Genomic DNA, 16,625 nt, shown 5'->3' with positions numbered 1-16,625 from the left:
GGAGGAATTGGATGAAAAAGAAAAAGGTCTTAAATGTAACGACATCCATTGTTTTGGGCATGGGCGTACTATTTACCACCCCCTTTACCGTCGGAGCTGTAGGTGAAGGTCCAGGGTATACAGGGAATGAATCAATCCAAACTTCTATTTTACACACCCACGAGGAAATGGTAGATTTCCTACAAAATCAGGAGGCGAAACAGGATGTCCTTGAATTAGAGGTTTTTGGACAATCTGTTAAAGGCCGCGATCTTTATCTTGCCAAATATGAAACAGACCCTAGTAATCCTAGCGTTTTATTTTTAACCCAACAACACGGAAACGAGGCACTAACAACTGAAGGTGCGTTAGATTTTATCAAACAATTAGGGACTGGAAAAATGAAAGGCATCCTTGACCAAGTAAACGTGTATGTTGTACCAATGTTTAATGCTGATGGTGCCATGGGAGATGTCAACTTCTCCTTAGAAGATTACGTTGCTGATGGTGACCGTCACCTAACTCGATACAATGCTAATCATTATGATCTAAACCGCGAGCATGATAAAACTACCGAAGATATGCAACCAGAGGCTAGGGCTCTTCATGAAAATGTATTCCAAAAATATGATATTGATTATATGATTGATTTTCATCACCAAGGTCGAAACAGTGAGAGAGATGGAAAACTAGTATCTGGCTCCATTCTCCATCCTACAACGCCAAATGTTGATGAAGAAGTTCTAGAAGGATCTAAGCGTCTTGGCGCGATTGTATTTGATGCAATCCAATCTAAAGGTTGGGGACATCTAGGTAAATATCGTGGCGGATCAAGCGACAATATCGGACGAAATGGAATAGCCGCTCGATATGATATTTCCACCGTACTATTTGAAATGAGAGGAATGGCTGACCATTATTATGAGCCTTATGTTCTTGGACAAAAAAGCAACGGCTATATTATTAAACAAGCTGTAACTACTATGGAAGAAACGGTAAGAGCGATTGCCGATGGATCTGTGGAAACTGCTGATACTAGTTTCTGGGATACGTTAGATTACCAGCAATAAAGGATACGTCTGAGAGGGTTTTAGTTTGAGCCTTCTCGGGCGTTTTTTGTTTGGGGAGCGATTGATAAGCCACGCTTGGTCGGTGCGGTGTTCCTGTGGATGGTGAACAGCCCTCGGCCAGCGTGCTGGCCCTCTAGATGCTGATAATTGAAGTTTATTCGCTGATATTTTCTCTATTATGCTGAAGATATCCGATTATGCTAAAGATGAACATTCTTACGCTAAAGTCGACATAAAAAATGCTAGACTTCATGAACAATATGCCAAAGTCCACCCCCAAAATGCTGAACCCTCCCTCCCGCTTCACCCAAGCACCAGCAACTCCTCCCACTAACAGCAATTTCCAACCAATCTCCTGCGCATATCATCCCCTTTTTCCAGTAAAATTTGTTACGATGTAATAAGCATTATGAAGGTAAAGGGGACGGTTACGGTGACTTGGGAAATTTTTAACGCTATTGGTACGATTGCTTTTGCAATTAGTGGTGCCATTGTCGCTTTAGAGGAAGAATACGATATATTAGGAGTTTATGTTCTGGGAATGGTCACGGCCTTTGGTGGTGGTGCCATTCGTAATCTATTAATTGGAGTGCCTGTTTCAGCTTTGTGGGATCAGGGGCTGTTATTTTTGATGGCAATTCTTGTCATTACAGTCGTGTTCCTCTTCCCACTACGTGCCTTAAAGCAATGGAAACGGTGGGGTACGTTTACTGATGCCATAGGTTTATCTACATTTGCCATTTTAGGGGCTCTATATGCGGCTGAGATGAATCACCCTTTGAGTGCTACAATTATTGCAGCACTACTTACAGGTAGTGGTGGTGGTATGCTTCGTGACGTCCTAGCTGGTCGAAAGCCTGTAGTGTTACGTGAGGATATTTATGGTCTATGGGCAATGTTGGCTGGGCTTTTAATTGGAGTTGGTGCGGTGAACCAGACTTGGGGATTGTATGTTTTGTTTGTGGCGATTGTGATTCTTAGAATGATGACCGTTCATTATAAATGGCGTTTGCCACATCGGACGATTAAACAACAAGAAGATGTTTCCGTATAAAAAAAGGAGCTGCTTCTATTGAAACAGCTCCTTTTTTTACATTTCTTTAATATCAAACGAAATTACGCGATCTGTGTTCGGGTTATAAAGCACCGTGCCGCGAACAACCAGGCTTTCCTGAGGTGATTGCAATTTAAAATCGTAAACTTCCCTTGTTCGATTAGATGAAACGCTCGTTTTTTCAACTGAATTGTAGTCAGTCACTTTAAAATTAGGATAGGCTGTTTGGGTAACCTCCAATAAATATTTCCCCCACTTTTCCTCTTCTAATTGAGGCTGGGGAGTAATTTGAACATTGATGACCCCCATATCTGGACTTACGCCTAATGCCTCAAAGGCTTTTCGGTGCAAATTGATTTTATTAGGTGGAAAGCCTTTTACTTGATCAACCACCGTAACCAAAACCTCACGCTGATTGGTCGGATTGGTTACTTTTAAGGTTTGGCCACATTGATAGGGTGTATTTTCACCAACAGCAACTGTCATATATTCATTCGAAGACCAAGGCTGATTGCATTTCGTAACTTGTCCTCCCTCTGTCCATGTTGCCTGACCACTAATCGGCTGTTGACGCTCCAAATTATATGGATATGTTGGATAGTACATATTTTCAGTTTGGTAGCATGGGTAAGGCTCTGGGTACACTGGAAATGGATTCGTATACGCATTTACATGTCTTGTAAACGGGTAATAATGATACATGGTTTTTCCTCCTGTCTTAATCTTCAACCTTATGCTCATAGCATATGTACCCAATGGGTTGACTTGTGACAGGATTTGTTAATGAAAGCACCTATTATGGCTTTCGGTAACGGAAGGTATATTGATAGCTGTGGACTTGATCCTCTGTTTGGAACGAATACTGACTCCATTCACTTGACGCTTCTATCGTCTCAGATGTCTTCACCTGCTTAATTTCTCCTGGCTTCAATGTCATAATATTGGAATCAATCACCTTCAATTCCTCGTCATTCATATTTAACACCCGCATTTTAAATTGAACCTCATACGTCTCATTTAAGTTGTTTTTGGCCATCACAATGTTTTTATAGTCATCCATACTACATCTTGTGGTGCGTGTATTGATACAAATGTCCTCTGAATAAACCAGAGCAAGAGAAAATTCCTTCTTCTCTTCTTCCTCCGCAAAGACTTCTTCAGCATTAGAATAGGATTGAATGAGGAGAATCTTTTCCCCAATTGGATGAAACCAAAAGAATCCAACAGCAATGGTTGCAAGTAGCATGCCCAATATTTTAGACACGCCGGCAGGATCAAAAACCGACTTAGGGGCATGTTTGAGCTTTCGATAGGTAAAAGTATATATAAGAGCGAAAATCAGGCAAAAGATTCCAAGTACAACCGCAATAACGGTTAAATCATAGCCATTTAGAAATAAATCATAGTCAAATTTTACTTTCAAATAAGTATTAACGACGATACTGACAAGAAATATAAACAAAAAGGCATACAGGGACCGTTTCCAATTGATTTTGTCGCTTTTGCCAGCCCCTACATTGATTGCAGACCACACATACAAAATCAATGGAATAATCGTAATTATATAGGTTACATACATAATCATATTTTTTTCGCCTCCCCTACCGCAATATATACAACCGGATGTAGAACAGTAGAGTTTTTTGGTCAAAAAAAAATCCCAGACTGTCCAATCAGCCTGGGATTCCTTTTATTATTTCATATTTTGATATTCTTCCTTAATTTCACTTAGCGTTTGTTCAATCTCTTCGCCCCAATGATCATTTTTCGTTTGGAAGACAACATTTCCATTTTCATCTAACAAACCATAGCCACGGTGTGCGACCTGACCATTTTTCATCCCCATATGATCAATCATATTCAAATCTGGATCAGAAATAATTGGTAAGCTCTCCCCAAGGACCCTTTCAATTTCGTTGTACAGCATCTCTTGTTCCTCTGGGGAATCGCTACTAATAATGTACGTATCCACGTCCAAATCTAATGCCTTAAGCTTGTCAAGATTTTTGTGCAACTGAACCAGCTGCTGTTGACAAATACTTCAGGTGTAAGTCGTAATAAAGAAAAACAGTACAGGCTTATCATTAGGTACTTGAACGTCTTGGTTTTCGTGATTCTTAAGGGTCATGGACTCGGTTTCAGGTGTACCACATGCTGCTAACAGGAGTATGACCATAAGTAAAACAGTTACGATTTTGCTACTTTTCACGTTCTGGGGCTCCCTCCTACTCATATTCTTTCGTGATTTCCTTCGTACTCCTTACCGTATCAATGGGTCTAACCATTTTTTCGATCTCTTCACGTTGCGGTTCTAGGAATGGTGGTAGGGATAATTTTTCACCTAATGTTTCATAAGGCTCATCCCCCATAAACCCTGGACCATCTGTTGCAAATTCAAACAAGATTCCTGGAGCCACATTGGCATAAAGCGACTCAAAAAAGTGGCGATTGACATAGCCGGATGTGCGAAAACCGAAGCTCGACATCCGCTTGATCCATTCCTCTAGCACAGAACGGTCTTCAACGCGGAAGGCGCTATGGTGAACTGTACCAAAGCCTTGTCTCGCTTGAGGAAGAACAACATTGTGCTCCACAACAACTTGGGCTCCATTGCCTCCTTCGCCTACTTCAAATAAGTGAAAAGAACCCTCTTTGTCGATTTCCTTAAATTGAAGCACTTTTTCCATCATTTCTTTGAAATACTCAAAGTTTTCAATGCGGACAAAAATAGGTCCTAATCCAGTTATGGCATATTCTAAAGGAATCGGGCCGTTTTGCCAAGGAGTTCCGGACTCTATTCCCTCATTATGTTCATCTGAAATGAGTTGGTATTGTTGATCATCAAAGTCAACAAAGAAAAGAGTTTTCGTACCAAACTGTTCCTTAATGCCTGAATGCTTCACATCTAGACGATCAAAACGTTTTACCCAATAATCTAACGCTTGATCACCTGGCACACGGAATGAGGTTTTGAAAATTTCATTGGTGCCATGTACTCCTTTTGGAATACCAGGAAAATCAAAGAAGGTCATATCAGTTCCAGGACTGCCCTTATCATCGGCAAAGAACAGATGATAAGTTTGAATGTCATCCTGATTGACTGTTTTTTTTACGAGACGCATTCCTAGTACATAAGTAAAAAATTCATAGTTTTTCTCAGCACTACTCGTAATCGCTGTTACGTGGTGTAATCCTTTTAATCCGTTCAAAATTTCAACCTCCCAAGTATCACTAGTGAATAGTTTAGCCTATTCGTGAAATTGTATTATTATTTTAAATTAGAATATCTTTAATTCAAAATAAATATATCACGAATTCGAAGTATCGTCAAAACGAAATCATGGATGCCTGAGCAACTATCTTGGTGTCTTAAATGGACTGTGCTAAAATCCAAATAATGAAATAAAAATGAGGTGTTATTATGAAAATCGAAGTATGGTCAGATTTTGTATGTCCATTCTGTTATATAGGTAAGACAAGACTTGAACAGGCATTGGATCGTTTTCCCCACCAAAATGATGTGGAACTAGAATTTAAAAGCTTTGAATTAGATCCAAATGCACAGGAATACAATGGGAAAAGTATTCACGAGGCTCTTGCTTCTAAATATGGCATGAGTGTTGAGGAAGCGAAGAGAGCCAATGAAGGAGTCGGCAAACAAGCAGCAGATGTTGGTCTAACGTTCAACTTTGATAACATGAAGCCGACAAACACGTTTGATGCCCATCGTTTGGCTAAGTTTGCGAAGGAACAAGGTAAAGAGAAGGAAGCAACGAATAAACTTCTATATGCCTATTTCACGGAATCGAAAAATTTAAGTGATGAAGACACCCTTGCTGATATTGCTGAGGATACGGGTCTGAATCGAGAGACTGCCCTTGAAGTGATTCGAGACAAAAATGCTTATGCAAATGATGTACGCATTGATGAAAATTTAGCCCAACAATATGGGGTTCAAGGCGTACCTTTCTTCATCATAAATCAAAAATATGCCATTTCTGGTGCTCAGCCATTGGAGACCTTCATGAATGCTCTAGAAAAAGTGTGGGAAGAAGAACATCCAAAGCCAATATTTGAAGACCTATCAGGTGATGGTGCCAACGATGCTTTTTGTGCAGATGGAAGTTGTGCCGTTCCAGAAAAAGATGATCAATAAATGAAACAAAGGACAAGTACAAACTTTCATACTTGTCCTTTGTTATTATACCCGTTGCAAGTGAGTATCCTTAAAATCAGTCGGATATTTCAGTCCATACCCTATCATGCGGTCCATCCCGATATGAGCCGTCCATATCAGTCCAACGGCTAATAGAATTGAATAAGAGATCCATATTCCGATTAAAATCACAAGAAATGGTATGAAATACGAATGAAAAATATTATAAATAACTGCCCCCTGCATTTGATTGATGAAATAACCTAGCATTGATAAATCTGGAGTTAATAATAGTAGAAAAAACATGAGCCAGCTATAATCTAACATCGCGTAAACCATGGCACTTAAGACCAACACGCAAAACCCCTCAAAGTGTAGCAACGTTTTATTCATTTTATCCCCCATTATCTATTTTAATCGTACGATAAATCTCCCCCGTGCCTGACCTTTTAACAGTCTGGGTAAAACATCAGGGAGTTCACTTAATGTGACCTCTTGTTGCACAAAGGATGCTAGATGTTCTGGTTTAAAATCAGTTGCTAGCTGTTCCCATGTTTTTAGACGTGTCTCCATAGGACAATATACGGAGTCAATCCCGAGTAAATTAACACCTCTTAAGATAAATGGAAAGACGGCAGTAGGTACCTTTGTCCCTGCAGTTAAGCCACTTACCGCCACCGATCCACCATACTGTATTTGACTTAATACAGATGCAAGCGGCTCACCTCCGACAGGGTCAACAGCTGCCGCCCATTTTTGCTTGCCTAGTGCTCTAACTTTCCCATCAAATACTTCTTCACGGGAAACAATCGTATCCGCACCGAGGTTCTTTAAATACTCTTGCTCAGACTCTTTACCTGTACTTGCTTCAACCTCATAGCCTAGCTTCGATAAAATAGCCACGGCAAAACTACCAACTCCACCTGTTGCACCAGTTACGAGCACTTTACCTTTATCAGGTGTTACGTTGTTATCCTGTAAACGCTGAACAGACAAAGCAGCCGTAAATCCTGCAGTACCAATAATCATCGCCTCTTCTAACGATAAATTCTTTGGTAATGGTACAATCCATTTTGCTGGTATTCGGGCATATTCACTATATCCTCCAAAATGAGACACCCCGATTTCATAGCTCGTCGCAATCACCTGATCCCCTGGTTGGAAATGAGAATCCTCAGAGGAAACAACTTCACCTGCCAAGTCAATTCCAGGTACCATGGGATAATTTTTGACTACATTGCCATTGGGAATGCTAGCTAGACTGTCTTTGTAATTGACGGAAGAATAATGAACGCGGATGAGGACCTCGCCTTTTGGTAAATCATACGTTGTTAGCTGCTGAAGTTCAGAGGTGAATTGATCCTCTTTTTGATTGACTACTAATGCATGAAATGAATCCATTCTATTACTCCTCTCTTATTGAATACTCTATATTTATTATTTCGAAAAGTTTTTCATGAATCCCTGCTGGAAATAGGATTTAATGTGTATGATGGGATGAATATGGACGTGAGTGTGGTGCCGAAGATGGGTGTGAAATGCCGATGTTCACGCCAAGTTTGCTGAAGAACGGTTGAAATGCTAAAGTTACATGGGTCCTTGCTAAAGCTTGGCCGCCCTATGCTAAAGTATCGCTCTATTAAGCTAAACGCAACCCTGTAAATGCTATAGCCCGACTTTCGCTAATAAGGCGGGCCCTTTATATCATCTACTTTCGTCCAAAGTCAGCCTTACTCTCTCCCCATAAATGGGTTTCCCACTTTAATAGCTTGTTTGAGTATGTATTTTGCTCCAACCATTTGGTAGCACGGTCAATTAGTTTCCAAACTTCTTCAGTTGACTGATCCCTGCGTAACTTCGTGTTGGGTCGTTTTTTTCTCACCCAGCTGAGAGCTGTTGCTGAATCGGAGTAGATGGGCATATTGCTTTTCTTTTTCTGCAAATATGCTAGAGCATGTACAATGGCAATAAACTCGCCGATATTGTTTGTCCCATTAGGAACAGGTCCGTGGTGGAAAATTTCCTGTCCATCCTTGGTAATGACGCCCTTATATTCCATATCGCCAGGATTTCCACTACAGGCAGCATCCACAGAGATACTTTCCTCAATATAATTAGACTTGGTTGGACGGTTTTTCGAGACAGTTGGATTTGAACCATTTTCAAATGCTTCCTCTGCTTCTTGCTTGGAAGTGAATGATTTATAACGAGCTCCTTTTACACCATGAACTTGTTTTTTGCATTCATCCCATGAGGTGAAAATACCCGTTTTCCTACCAGACCATACGACATAATATTTTTGCTTTGCCATTTTAATCATCCTAACTAATCGATTCGTATGACAACAAGTATATCTAAAAATGTCCAAATGAAAAAGCACCAATAATATAGGTGCTTTTGAAGACGACAATAATATAAAAGAATTTCCTGATAAATGTAACGGGTTCAATTCTAGGAGAGAAAACAATAAATATCGTACAAAATAGGAGTACAATACGGACAGCGTTTCGTACTCCTATTTTTGTTGATATATCAACATTTATTAGTATTTAACTCTTAAATTGATGTGATAATTAGCAACCCTTTTAAGAAGTGTACATAGATTTTTGTATAGCGTGAAATAAAGGTGCTAAAAAGGTTTTAAAAGCTATGTTCTTTTTAATGTAACTTGTGATGTTAATTATGATATGCTCCATTTTTTGGAAAGTTTTTCTGGGTTTTATGTTAAAATATAGATAGAGGAACAGGATGGGCTTGTTCAACTGACGGGCAGGTTTGTTCAATAAGAAATCACAAAAGGAAGAGCATTTACTGTAAAACAAGATTAGACGTTTTAATGTCTGATAAAATATAATGCAAAAAATTGAGATGAAGCACATTAGTATTATTGCACGGTATAAATAAAAATATATGGGGGAATAGTTATGTGGGTAATATTAGGGGTTATTGCAATAGTAGTAACTATTATAAATCTTTATATGTATTTAGCAGGAAAGGATTATAAGTTTGCTATGGCGATGGGATTATCATTTACAGCATTAACACTTTGTGCAGAATACAGTCTTGTATCGGAGTGGGTAGAAGTGGAAGATTGGGCAGCTTTAGGGGATGTAGTACCTGGTATGGAAAGGGCATTATGGGTTTTGACAATTGTTTCTATCTTACTAAATATAGCACCTATACTTTTAGAACGAAAAGATAAGAAATAATGACTTATTGTCACATCATTTATATAATATGTAATTATTGAGTAAGTCTTTATATATAACTAACGGGGAGTAGTTCAATAAGCTATAAACAAACAGAACTCCCAATTTTATGGAAGTTCTGTTTTTCTATAAATATCAACATTTAACTTTAACATAGCCTTCTGAAAAGTAATTTAGACAAATAAATTAATAACTAACACGCCCACAAGACCGACAACGGAAATAACCGTTTCTAAGAATGTCCAGGTGGCAAAGGTTTCTTTAACACTTAAGCCAAAGAATTCCTTGAACATCCAGAAGCCTGCGTCGTTTACGTGAGAGGCGATTAAGCTTCCTGCTCCTGTTGCGAGTACCATCAAGGCTGGATCAACAGCACTTCCCTGCATTAACGGAATGACCAGACCAGCTGTGGTAAGTGCGGCAACCGTTGCAGAACCAAGCGCAATTCTAAGGATAGCTGCAATCAACCAGGCAAGGATTAATGGTGACATTTGTGAGCCTTCAAACAAATTGGCTACGGCATCTCCAACTCCACCATCAATGAGTACCTGCTTTAAGACACCACCGCCACCAATGATTAGTAGCATCATACCAATGGCGCGGATGGATTCTTCAGCTGATGTCATAACTTGCTTCATCGGGATGTTACGTTGCACTCCCATCGTATAAATAGCTAGTATTACAGAGATTAATAATGCAGTTGTTGGTTGACCTATGAGATGAATGATATCGAATAACAGATTATCTGAAACGTTTCCAAGATCCTGTACTAAATCCACAATGGTTGTTAGAGCCATTAAGATGACTGGAAATAGTGAGGTTAACACACTAACACCAAAGCTAGGTGTATTTTCAATTTTAAAGGATTTTGCTTCACCAATAGCTGTCAAATCCCCCGTTTTATTAAAGGATTCTGGTGTGATTTTCTGTGCAAGCTTTGTAAATAAAGGACCTGCAATGATAACAGTTGGAATAGCAATGATAATTCCATAGATTAATACCATGCCAATATTTGCTTCATACTGCTGTGCAATAACAGTCGGACCTGGATGAGGAGGTAAAAATCCGTGTGTAACCGATAACGCTGCTGTCATTGGGATTCCCAAATACAACGGTGATACTTTGAGTTCTTTCGCAATTTGGTAAACAATCGGAATTAATAGAACGAGTCCAACTTCAAAGAATAGAGCAATACCAATAATAAATGAAGCGATTACAACTGCCCACTGAATTCGTTTCTCGCCAAATTTATCAATTAATGTGATTGCGATGCGCTGGGCACCACCTGCATCAGCTACTAACCGGCCTAAGATAGCACCAAAACCAAAGATTAAAGCGATACTGCCGAGTGTTCCACCCATACCCGATTCGATCGATGAAACAATTTGATCAAGGGGCATTCCTAGAGCCAGAGCAACAAGAAATGCCGTGATAATTAAAGAAATAAACGTATTGATTTGTAGCTTGGTAATAAGTAGTAATAGTACCCCTACACCTAATGCGACGATAATTAGTGGAAAAATATTTTCAAACATGTTTTCTCTCTCCCATCTTAGTTGTTAAATGCTTGTTGCTATTGTAGTTCTGTTTGATAGTCCGCAATCTCTTCATACGCGGTTGTCAGAGAACGTGAGATATTGATAAACGTAGGCATGAGTTTTCGATATTCTTTAACGTAATCCGGATTTGGCTGGTGCTGGTGAGTAGAACCAATGTAATCCTCAGCAACATTAAAGGAATCAATTTCATTAAGTGCGTAAAGACCTAATAAACAGGCTCCCAAACAGGATGATTCATAGCTTTCCGGAATGACAACATCCTGATCGAACACATCCGCAAGCATTTGCCGCCATAATTCGGATTTGGCAAACCCTCCCGTTGCCTTGATAGCCGTTACAGGCGTGTCCATCGCTTCAGTTAAAGCTAGGAACACAGTATAAAGGTTGTAAATAACACCTTCTAGTGCAGCACGAACCATGTGCTCTTTTTTATGATTTAAGGTCAGTCCGATAAAGGATCCGCGCACATTGGCATTCCATATCGGTGCCCTTTCTCCAGACAGGAAGGGATGAAAGATCAACCCATTGGCTCCAGGCTTTACCTTTTCTGCAATTTCAGTCAGGACATCATAAGGATCAATCCCTAGGCGCTTTGCAGTCTCCACTTCACTGTCAGCTAATTCATCCCGTATCCAGCGGAAGACAATCCCGCCATTATTGACTGGCCCGCCAATCACCCAATGATCCTCGGTCAGTGCATAGCAGAAGGTACGTCCTTTTGGATCAGTGTGAGGTTTAGGAATAACGGTTCGAATTGCACCGCTTGTCCCAATTGTAACTGCCACTTCCCCTTCTTTAACAGCGTTTACTCCAATATTGGATAGCACCCCATCACTGGCACCGATAACAAAGTATGTTTCTGGTAAAATCCCCATTTGTTTCGCATAGGACTCATTGCATCCAGTAAAAAATTCTTTTGTGGATACCAAGCGGGAAAGCTTGTCCGCTGAAATCCCAGCCACCTTTAACGCCTCTTCGTCCCAGGTAAGCCCCTCTAGGTTAAACAGTCCCATGGCAGATGCGAGAGAATAATCTACGGCGTAATCGTTGAACAATTTATAAAATACATATTCCTTAATACCGATATATTTTTTTGTCTTTTTCGCAAGCGCTGGTTTGTCATGTTCAATCCAAGCAATCTTGCATAAAGGTGACATAGGGTGGATAGGTGTCCCAGTTCTTCGATAAATGTCATGTCCGTTCAATTCTTCCTTAATTTTCTTTGCCCATTTGGAGCTTCTGTTATCTGCCCAAGTGATGCACTGTGTTAATGGCTGGTTATTTTCATCAATGGCGATTAAGCTGTGCATGGCACTGCTAAAGGAAATAAAAGAAAGGTCTTCAGGATTTATGCCGGACTTTTTCATTACATTTCCAATCGAGAGCAGAACGGCCTGAAAAATTTCTTCCGGGTCCTGTTCCGCAGTATTTATATCGGGTGTATATAGATCATAACCGTTGTTTTCTTCCGCGATTATTTCACCTGATTTTTGATATAAAACCGCTTTCGTACTTGTTGTACCAATATCTACGCCAAGCATAAACTTTGGTTTATTCATGATAGTCACTCGCTCTCTTTAAGTATTCTGTGTTGTGCCATAACCCATCTGACTGTTTCTGAACATCATTAAAGTTTTTATAGAAAGCCTTTTCAACTAATTGCTCATCCTTTTTCATAATGGATTGGATGAATAGCTCGTGATTGGAAATGACCCGATCAAAATCCTCGTAGTTTTCCTGCATACGATGTCTCATATCTAATAAAACTAAACATTCTACAACTGGTTTCAAATTTGTCCAGAGAATGCCGATATGCCTGTGCTCAATCGATGTGATAATGGTTTCGTGAAACTCAATATCCTTAAAGGTAAACTCAGTGGCATCTTTGTACTTTATAGCTACCTTCATCATCTCTAAAATCTTCTGCAATTGAAGAACAAGCCTCTGATTGTCTTTATTAAGGATTCTTCGAAAGACAAAGGATTCAATCATGAGTCTTACATCATAGATTTCTTCAATATCCTTCTCGGTTATCCCGATGACTTCAGCACCCATTCTTTTGAGTTCAATTAAATCTTCTTTTTCAAGCATCTTAAGTGCATCCCTTATTGGTGATCGGCTAACCTGATATTCTTTTGATAATTGGTTTTCAGATAATAGGGTCTCTTTTTCGATGTCATGGGAGATAATGCGCATTCTCAAATCAGCCGCAACTCTCTCCCCCATTGATGAGGATCCCAATCTTTGCTCAGGATAGAACGCTTTCAAACATACCCACCTTCTTTCAAGTGCGATACTTGTTTAACTTGTATACAAGTATATTATCATTTCATTTATTGAATGTAAACCCTTACTTTTTGAGGGCATTCTCTGGGAAGGTGATGTTTTTCTTTTATAGCAGTAAAAAAAGAGAAGCTAATCTAATAACTTCTCTAAAAAAATACTTTTTACAAAAATTGAGATATCCACTTTTCTATTTCTGCTTGTTGTTGTTCAGATAAATGGTTATCCAAGTCCCGTAGCATTCGCTGCCCTGCCCAGGCGTTGAATAGCTTCAGATTTTGCATAGATGAAATCGAAGTTCCAAATTTTTCATATCCGTCCATCCATCCTTTTTGGAATTGGGCCATGACATTAGGTTTGTGTCTGAAGTGGTTTTTCCCATTAAGCTGTATAATAGAATAAGTCCGTGCAATATCAAGACGGATATCACCAAAGGATGCATTATTCCAATCAATGACACCCGTAATATGCTCACCGTCAGTTAAGACATTAAGAGGATGGTAGTCTAGATGGATTAACCTTGGAGTAACTTTTTCCTGTGGTATGATAGCTAAAATATTTGCTTCTTGTTTACTTGGGGTTAACCAATCCATGCTAGATTTATAATCTGAGGGCTGTTCAATTCGATGAATAAGTGCATGAACTTGACCAAATTGCAATCCAATTTGATAGGCACTTTCCGGATGGTTTTCTAGCTCTGCTAGGATTGTATTCCCTTCCACCCAGTCCATTAACATCGAGGTACACTGATCATGTTCGGTAATCGAATGAATGTGCGGGACTGGAACCTTTTGTTCTTTAGCTATATCCATAAGGTGCTTTTCACGGTCATATTGACTTCCTTTCCTGTTTGGTAACAGGCGAAGGGCGTAGGTAACGTCAGGTTTTGCTATTATCTTATATACCCGACTGTCTCTTCCACCAAAAACCTCCCGACATGACTGAAGAGTAGAAACGCCTAACTGCTGAAGAATAGCATTTATATCCATTGCCAACTCCTTACATTTCAGACCTTATGTAGCGTGGGGATATAATAAAGAGGTACTGTGAGGAAATTAGTGTGGCTTTTGTTCTTTTTGTAAACGTTCCACTTTATGATCGACTTTCTTTATGTACTTATGAAGATTCGTGAAGCCCTCTGCATGAAGAGTCATATGGTGTTTGAGGATTTCTTTCATTTCGCGTTGACCTTCTTTTAGGTCTTTGGTATCGTTTTCCAATAAGCTTAAACGCTGGTCTACTTTTTCAAACTGCTGATCTACTTTTTCAAACCGTTGATCTACTTCATCAAAACGCCGGTCAACTTTTTCAAATCGTTTATCCATTTCGTTAAGCAACTGTTCAGAGAATTTTTTTAATAGCTCCTCCATTTTGTCTACACCTCCTTCCCTTAAATTATTTTTATTATACTATAACCCATATTTCAAATACTAGATAGTTTTACCAAGAAACATTCATGTTGAATTTGTTGGTTATTTTATCTTCTAGCTTTTTGAAATACGCATCACTAACCCTACCTTTTGCTCCTCGTAATATTTCTCGAGCATAATGCTCAGGTGGGGCAACTTCATCCTGTTTGTCAATGACAAGGAATGTCATGACGTTTCTGTGGACTTGACCATTAATTTCTACATCAATGAAGGCTGGGCGATAAGTTCCAGAATGTACACCTTCTCGTTTGAATAAATATTCAACAGCCTCTTCATTCACTTCATAAACGATGCCTTCCACCCAATCTTCTAACTCTACCATATTCGCTCTCCCACCATCATCACGTGGCAACGAATACGTTAGCACAAAGTTTCTGGCGATTCCACAGCCCTTCACATTCTTGAAGAGATGATCAACACCCGCAATCTGAAATCTCTCCTCATCCATACAGGAGCCATAAGCGAAGTAAAGTTGTGGAGATTGTTCTAAATATTGATGGCATCTCCAGTCACCAAATGGAAGTCTGTATTGATTAGTAATCTGTGATGGTGTGTAGATATAAATATAGGCATCATAAGTTCCAAAATCGGTGTATATAGTTTGGGTAATACGGTCATAATGATTGGATTCAGCTTTTCCAGTATAGCCTTCTAACTGATCCAATTGCTTGAGAACGACACCATTAACTTCATATATTTCTCCATATACTCTGTCGTCCCCGTTTACTACCAATGCCGGGTAACCATATCCTGTGTCATAAAGCTCCCCGTATGTCCAGCTTTGTAGTGCTATACATCTTGCATTATGCAGTAATTGATGATTACGCTCATTATTTAATAATGTTCCGTAAACAAATACATAAACAGATTTTTCCATACTCTCCATCCCCCTTATCATCTATTTTCTACCTCAGGACAAAACTTTTCAAGTAGCAATCATGCAGAAGTTCTTGTATAGTAAAGGATTGAGGTGGAAATCATGACAAAAATAAGTAAAAAATTACAAAGCGCAACCTATGTACACGATCATCAAGCATTATTCTCATGCCCTGTTTGTGGTGAGAAGATGCAGGTTTTCGAGCTAAAAAGCTTAGTTTGCACAAATCAGCATTCTTTTGATTTTACCAAACAGGGTTACTTGAACCTTACAACTCAACAGATCAACACGAAATACAGCAAAGAGCTATTTGAGTCTAGAAAAATGCTGATGGCCGATGTAGGTTTCTTTGATTCATTGGTAGAAAAAATCACTGAACAAATACATTCTTTTGTGAATAATTCAGCAGAAGAGCTCACACTCCTCGATATGGGCTGTGGTGAGGGGACACATCTTGTAAAGATAGGTGAAACACTTAAAGTGCAAAATCAACCTACAACGGTAGCAGGAATTGACTTGGCAAAGGAAGGGATTAAAGCTGCGGCAAAGCACTACCCAGGTAAAATATGGACAGTCGCAGACCTTTCGAACACACCTTTTCAAAGTAAACAGTTTGATGTGATCCTAAACATCCTCTCCCCTTCCAACTATGCTGAATTTAAACGGTTATTGAAAACGGATGGGATTGTAATCAAGGTCATACCCCAGGAAGGCTATTTAAAAGAATTGAGAGAGCTTGCCTTTGATGACCCCGCAAAACATAGCTACAGTAACAAAGAGACTGTTGAGCTATTTCATGAAAACTTTCGCATGTTGAAACGTGAGAGACTACAATATACGATGAGTCTTGATCAGCCCTCCATCCAAGCTTTAATTGAAATGACTCCAATGACATGGTCGGTTCCAATCGATCGTTTCCAGTCCCTTACTTCGGAAGAATCAACTAAAATCACTGTAGATTTAGATGTATTTGTTGGTGTACCAAAATAAATGGGATACCCCGCGTGT

General features: G+C 39.5%; 19 protein-coding genes. 5 read left to right on the top strand and 14 right to left on the bottom strand.

What is annotated here, in order from left to right; translation table 11 throughout:
* Positions 1-11 precede the first annotated feature (11 nt).
* Both GH754_RS07175 and GH754_RS07170 read left to right on the top strand, forming a co-directional pair.
* Complete coding sequence (locus tag GH754_RS07175) at positions 12-1,049, top strand: M14 family zinc carboxypeptidase (protein ID WP_153728029.1); 1,038 nt, start codon at positions 12-14, stop codon at positions 1,047-1,049.
* A gap of 433 nt (positions 1,050-1,482) precedes the next feature.
* Positions 1,483-2,103 carry a trimeric intracellular cation channel family protein gene (locus tag GH754_RS07170; protein ID WP_323741893.1) on the top strand — a complete coding sequence of 207 codons (621 nt, stop codon included), beginning with the start codon at positions 1,483-1,485 and terminating at the stop codon, positions 2,101-2,103.
* A 36-nt stretch (positions 2,104-2,139) separates the two neighbouring features.
* Here GH754_RS07170 and GH754_RS07165 read toward each other — a convergent pair whose 3' ends face one another.
* From GH754_RS07165 to GH754_RS07145, 5 genes are all read right to left on the bottom strand, one after another.
* On the bottom strand, positions 2,140-2,805 hold the full coding sequence (locus GH754_RS07165) for a DUF3889 domain-containing protein (RefSeq protein ID WP_228550179.1): 666 nt from the start codon (positions 2,803-2,805) through the stop codon (positions 2,140-2,142).
* Positions 2,806-2,899: 94 nt separating this feature from the next.
* Complete coding sequence (locus tag GH754_RS07160) at positions 2,900-3,688, bottom strand: hypothetical protein (RefSeq protein WP_153728027.1); 789 nt, start codon at positions 3,686-3,688, stop codon at positions 2,900-2,902.
* A 108-nt stretch (positions 3,689-3,796) separates the two neighbouring features.
* Positions 3,797-4,141 (bottom strand): redoxin domain-containing protein, encoded by a 345-nt coding sequence (locus GH754_RS07155; RefSeq protein ID WP_323741900.1) that lies wholly within the window; start codon positions 4,139-4,141, stop codon positions 3,797-3,799.
* A gap of 3 nt (positions 4,142-4,144) precedes the next feature.
* Complete coding sequence (locus tag GH754_RS07150; RefSeq protein ID WP_153728025.1) at positions 4,145-4,312, bottom strand: hypothetical protein; 168 nt, start codon at positions 4,310-4,312, stop codon at positions 4,145-4,147.
* A gap of 16 nt (positions 4,313-4,328) precedes the next feature.
* Positions 4,329-5,312 (bottom strand): ring-cleaving dioxygenase, encoded by a 984-nt coding sequence (locus GH754_RS07145; protein WP_153728024.1) that lies wholly within the window; start codon positions 5,310-5,312, stop codon positions 4,329-4,331.
* Positions 5,313-5,524: 212 nt separating this feature from the next.
* Here GH754_RS07145 and GH754_RS07140 point away from each other — a divergent pair, with 212 nt between their 5' ends.
* Positions 5,525-6,259 carry a DsbA family oxidoreductase gene (locus GH754_RS07140; RefSeq protein ID WP_153728023.1) on the top strand — a complete coding sequence of 245 codons (735 nt, stop codon included), beginning with the start codon at positions 5,525-5,527 and terminating at the stop codon, positions 6,257-6,259.
* A gap of 45 nt (positions 6,260-6,304) precedes the next feature.
* Here the strand turns inward: GH754_RS07140 and GH754_RS07135 are convergent, their stop codons facing one another.
* The 3 genes from GH754_RS07135 to GH754_RS07125 form a co-directional block, all read right to left on the bottom strand.
* Positions 6,305-6,652 carry a DUF4260 domain-containing protein gene (locus tag GH754_RS07135; RefSeq protein WP_153728022.1) on the bottom strand — a complete coding sequence of 116 codons (348 nt, stop codon included), beginning with the start codon at positions 6,650-6,652 and terminating at the stop codon, positions 6,305-6,307.
* Positions 6,653-6,667: 15 nt separating this feature from the next.
* On the bottom strand, positions 6,668-7,660 hold the full coding sequence (locus GH754_RS07130) for an NADPH:quinone oxidoreductase family protein (RefSeq protein WP_153728021.1): 993 nt from the start codon (positions 7,658-7,660) through the stop codon (positions 6,668-6,670).
* 307 nt (positions 7,661-7,967) lie between these two features.
* Complete coding sequence (locus tag GH754_RS07125; RefSeq protein ID WP_153728020.1) at positions 7,968-8,570, bottom strand: ribonuclease H1 domain-containing protein; 603 nt, start codon at positions 8,568-8,570, stop codon at positions 7,968-7,970.
* 613 nt (positions 8,571-9,183) lie between these two features.
* Here GH754_RS07125 and GH754_RS07120 point away from each other — a divergent pair.
* Positions 9,184-9,468, top strand: a complete 285-nt coding sequence (locus GH754_RS07120; RefSeq protein ID WP_153728019.1) for a hypothetical protein — start codon at positions 9,184-9,186, stop codon at positions 9,466-9,468.
* A gap of 173 nt (positions 9,469-9,641) precedes the next feature.
* On the opposite strand, the gene GH754_RS07115 is transcribed toward GH754_RS07120, so the two are convergent.
* The 6 genes from GH754_RS07115 to GH754_RS07090 all read right to left on the bottom strand — a co-directional run bounded on the left by GH754_RS07115 (position 9,642) and on the right by GH754_RS07090 (position 15,617).
* The gene (locus tag GH754_RS07115) at positions 9,642-11,003 is read right to left on the bottom strand and encodes a gluconate:H+ symporter (RefSeq protein ID WP_153728018.1); all 1,362 of its coding nucleotides are present in this window, start codon (positions 11,001-11,003) and stop codon (positions 9,642-9,644) included.
* A gap of 38 nt (positions 11,004-11,041) precedes the next feature.
* Positions 11,042-12,586, bottom strand: a complete 1,545-nt coding sequence (gene gntK, locus GH754_RS07110; RefSeq protein ID WP_153728017.1) for a gluconokinase — start codon at positions 12,584-12,586, stop codon at positions 11,042-11,044.
* Positions 12,579-13,253: a GntR family transcriptional regulator gene (locus GH754_RS07105; RefSeq protein WP_153728098.1), complete on the bottom strand. Its 675-nt coding sequence runs from the start codon at positions 13,251-13,253 to the stop codon at positions 12,579-12,581. The genes gntK and GH754_RS07105 overlap by 8 nt, the downstream gene beginning before the upstream one ends.
* Before the next feature lie 221 nt (positions 13,254-13,474).
* The gene (locus GH754_RS07100) at positions 13,475-14,299 is read right to left on the bottom strand and encodes a phosphotransferase family protein (RefSeq protein WP_153728016.1); all 825 of its coding nucleotides are present in this window, start codon (positions 14,297-14,299) and stop codon (positions 13,475-13,477) included.
* A 66-nt stretch (positions 14,300-14,365) separates the two neighbouring features.
* Positions 14,366-14,680 (bottom strand): hypothetical protein, encoded by a 315-nt coding sequence (locus tag GH754_RS07095; RefSeq protein WP_153728015.1) that lies wholly within the window; start codon positions 14,678-14,680, stop codon positions 14,366-14,368.
* Positions 14,681-14,750: 70 nt separating this feature from the next.
* Positions 14,751-15,617 (bottom strand): gamma-glutamylcyclotransferase, encoded by an 867-nt coding sequence (locus tag GH754_RS07090; RefSeq protein ID WP_194841303.1) that lies wholly within the window; start codon positions 15,615-15,617, stop codon positions 14,751-14,753.
* Positions 15,618-15,719: 102 nt separating this feature from the next.
* Here GH754_RS07090 and GH754_RS07085 point away from each other — a divergent pair, with 102 nt between their 5' ends.
* Entirely contained in the window at positions 15,720-16,607 is an 888-nt protein-coding gene (locus tag GH754_RS07085; protein ID WP_153728013.1) for a putative RNA methyltransferase, read from the top strand.
* Positions 16,608-16,625 lie beyond the last annotated feature (18 nt).

The sequence above is a fragment of the Salinibacillus xinjiangensis genome (assembly GCF_009649735.1).
GTDB lineage: Bacteria > Bacillota > Bacilli > Bacillales > Alkalibacillaceae > Salinibacillus > Salinibacillus xinjiangensis.
The sequence above is the reverse complement of the archived record's forward strand: the minus strand, read 5'-3'. Positions and strand labels throughout refer to the sequence as shown.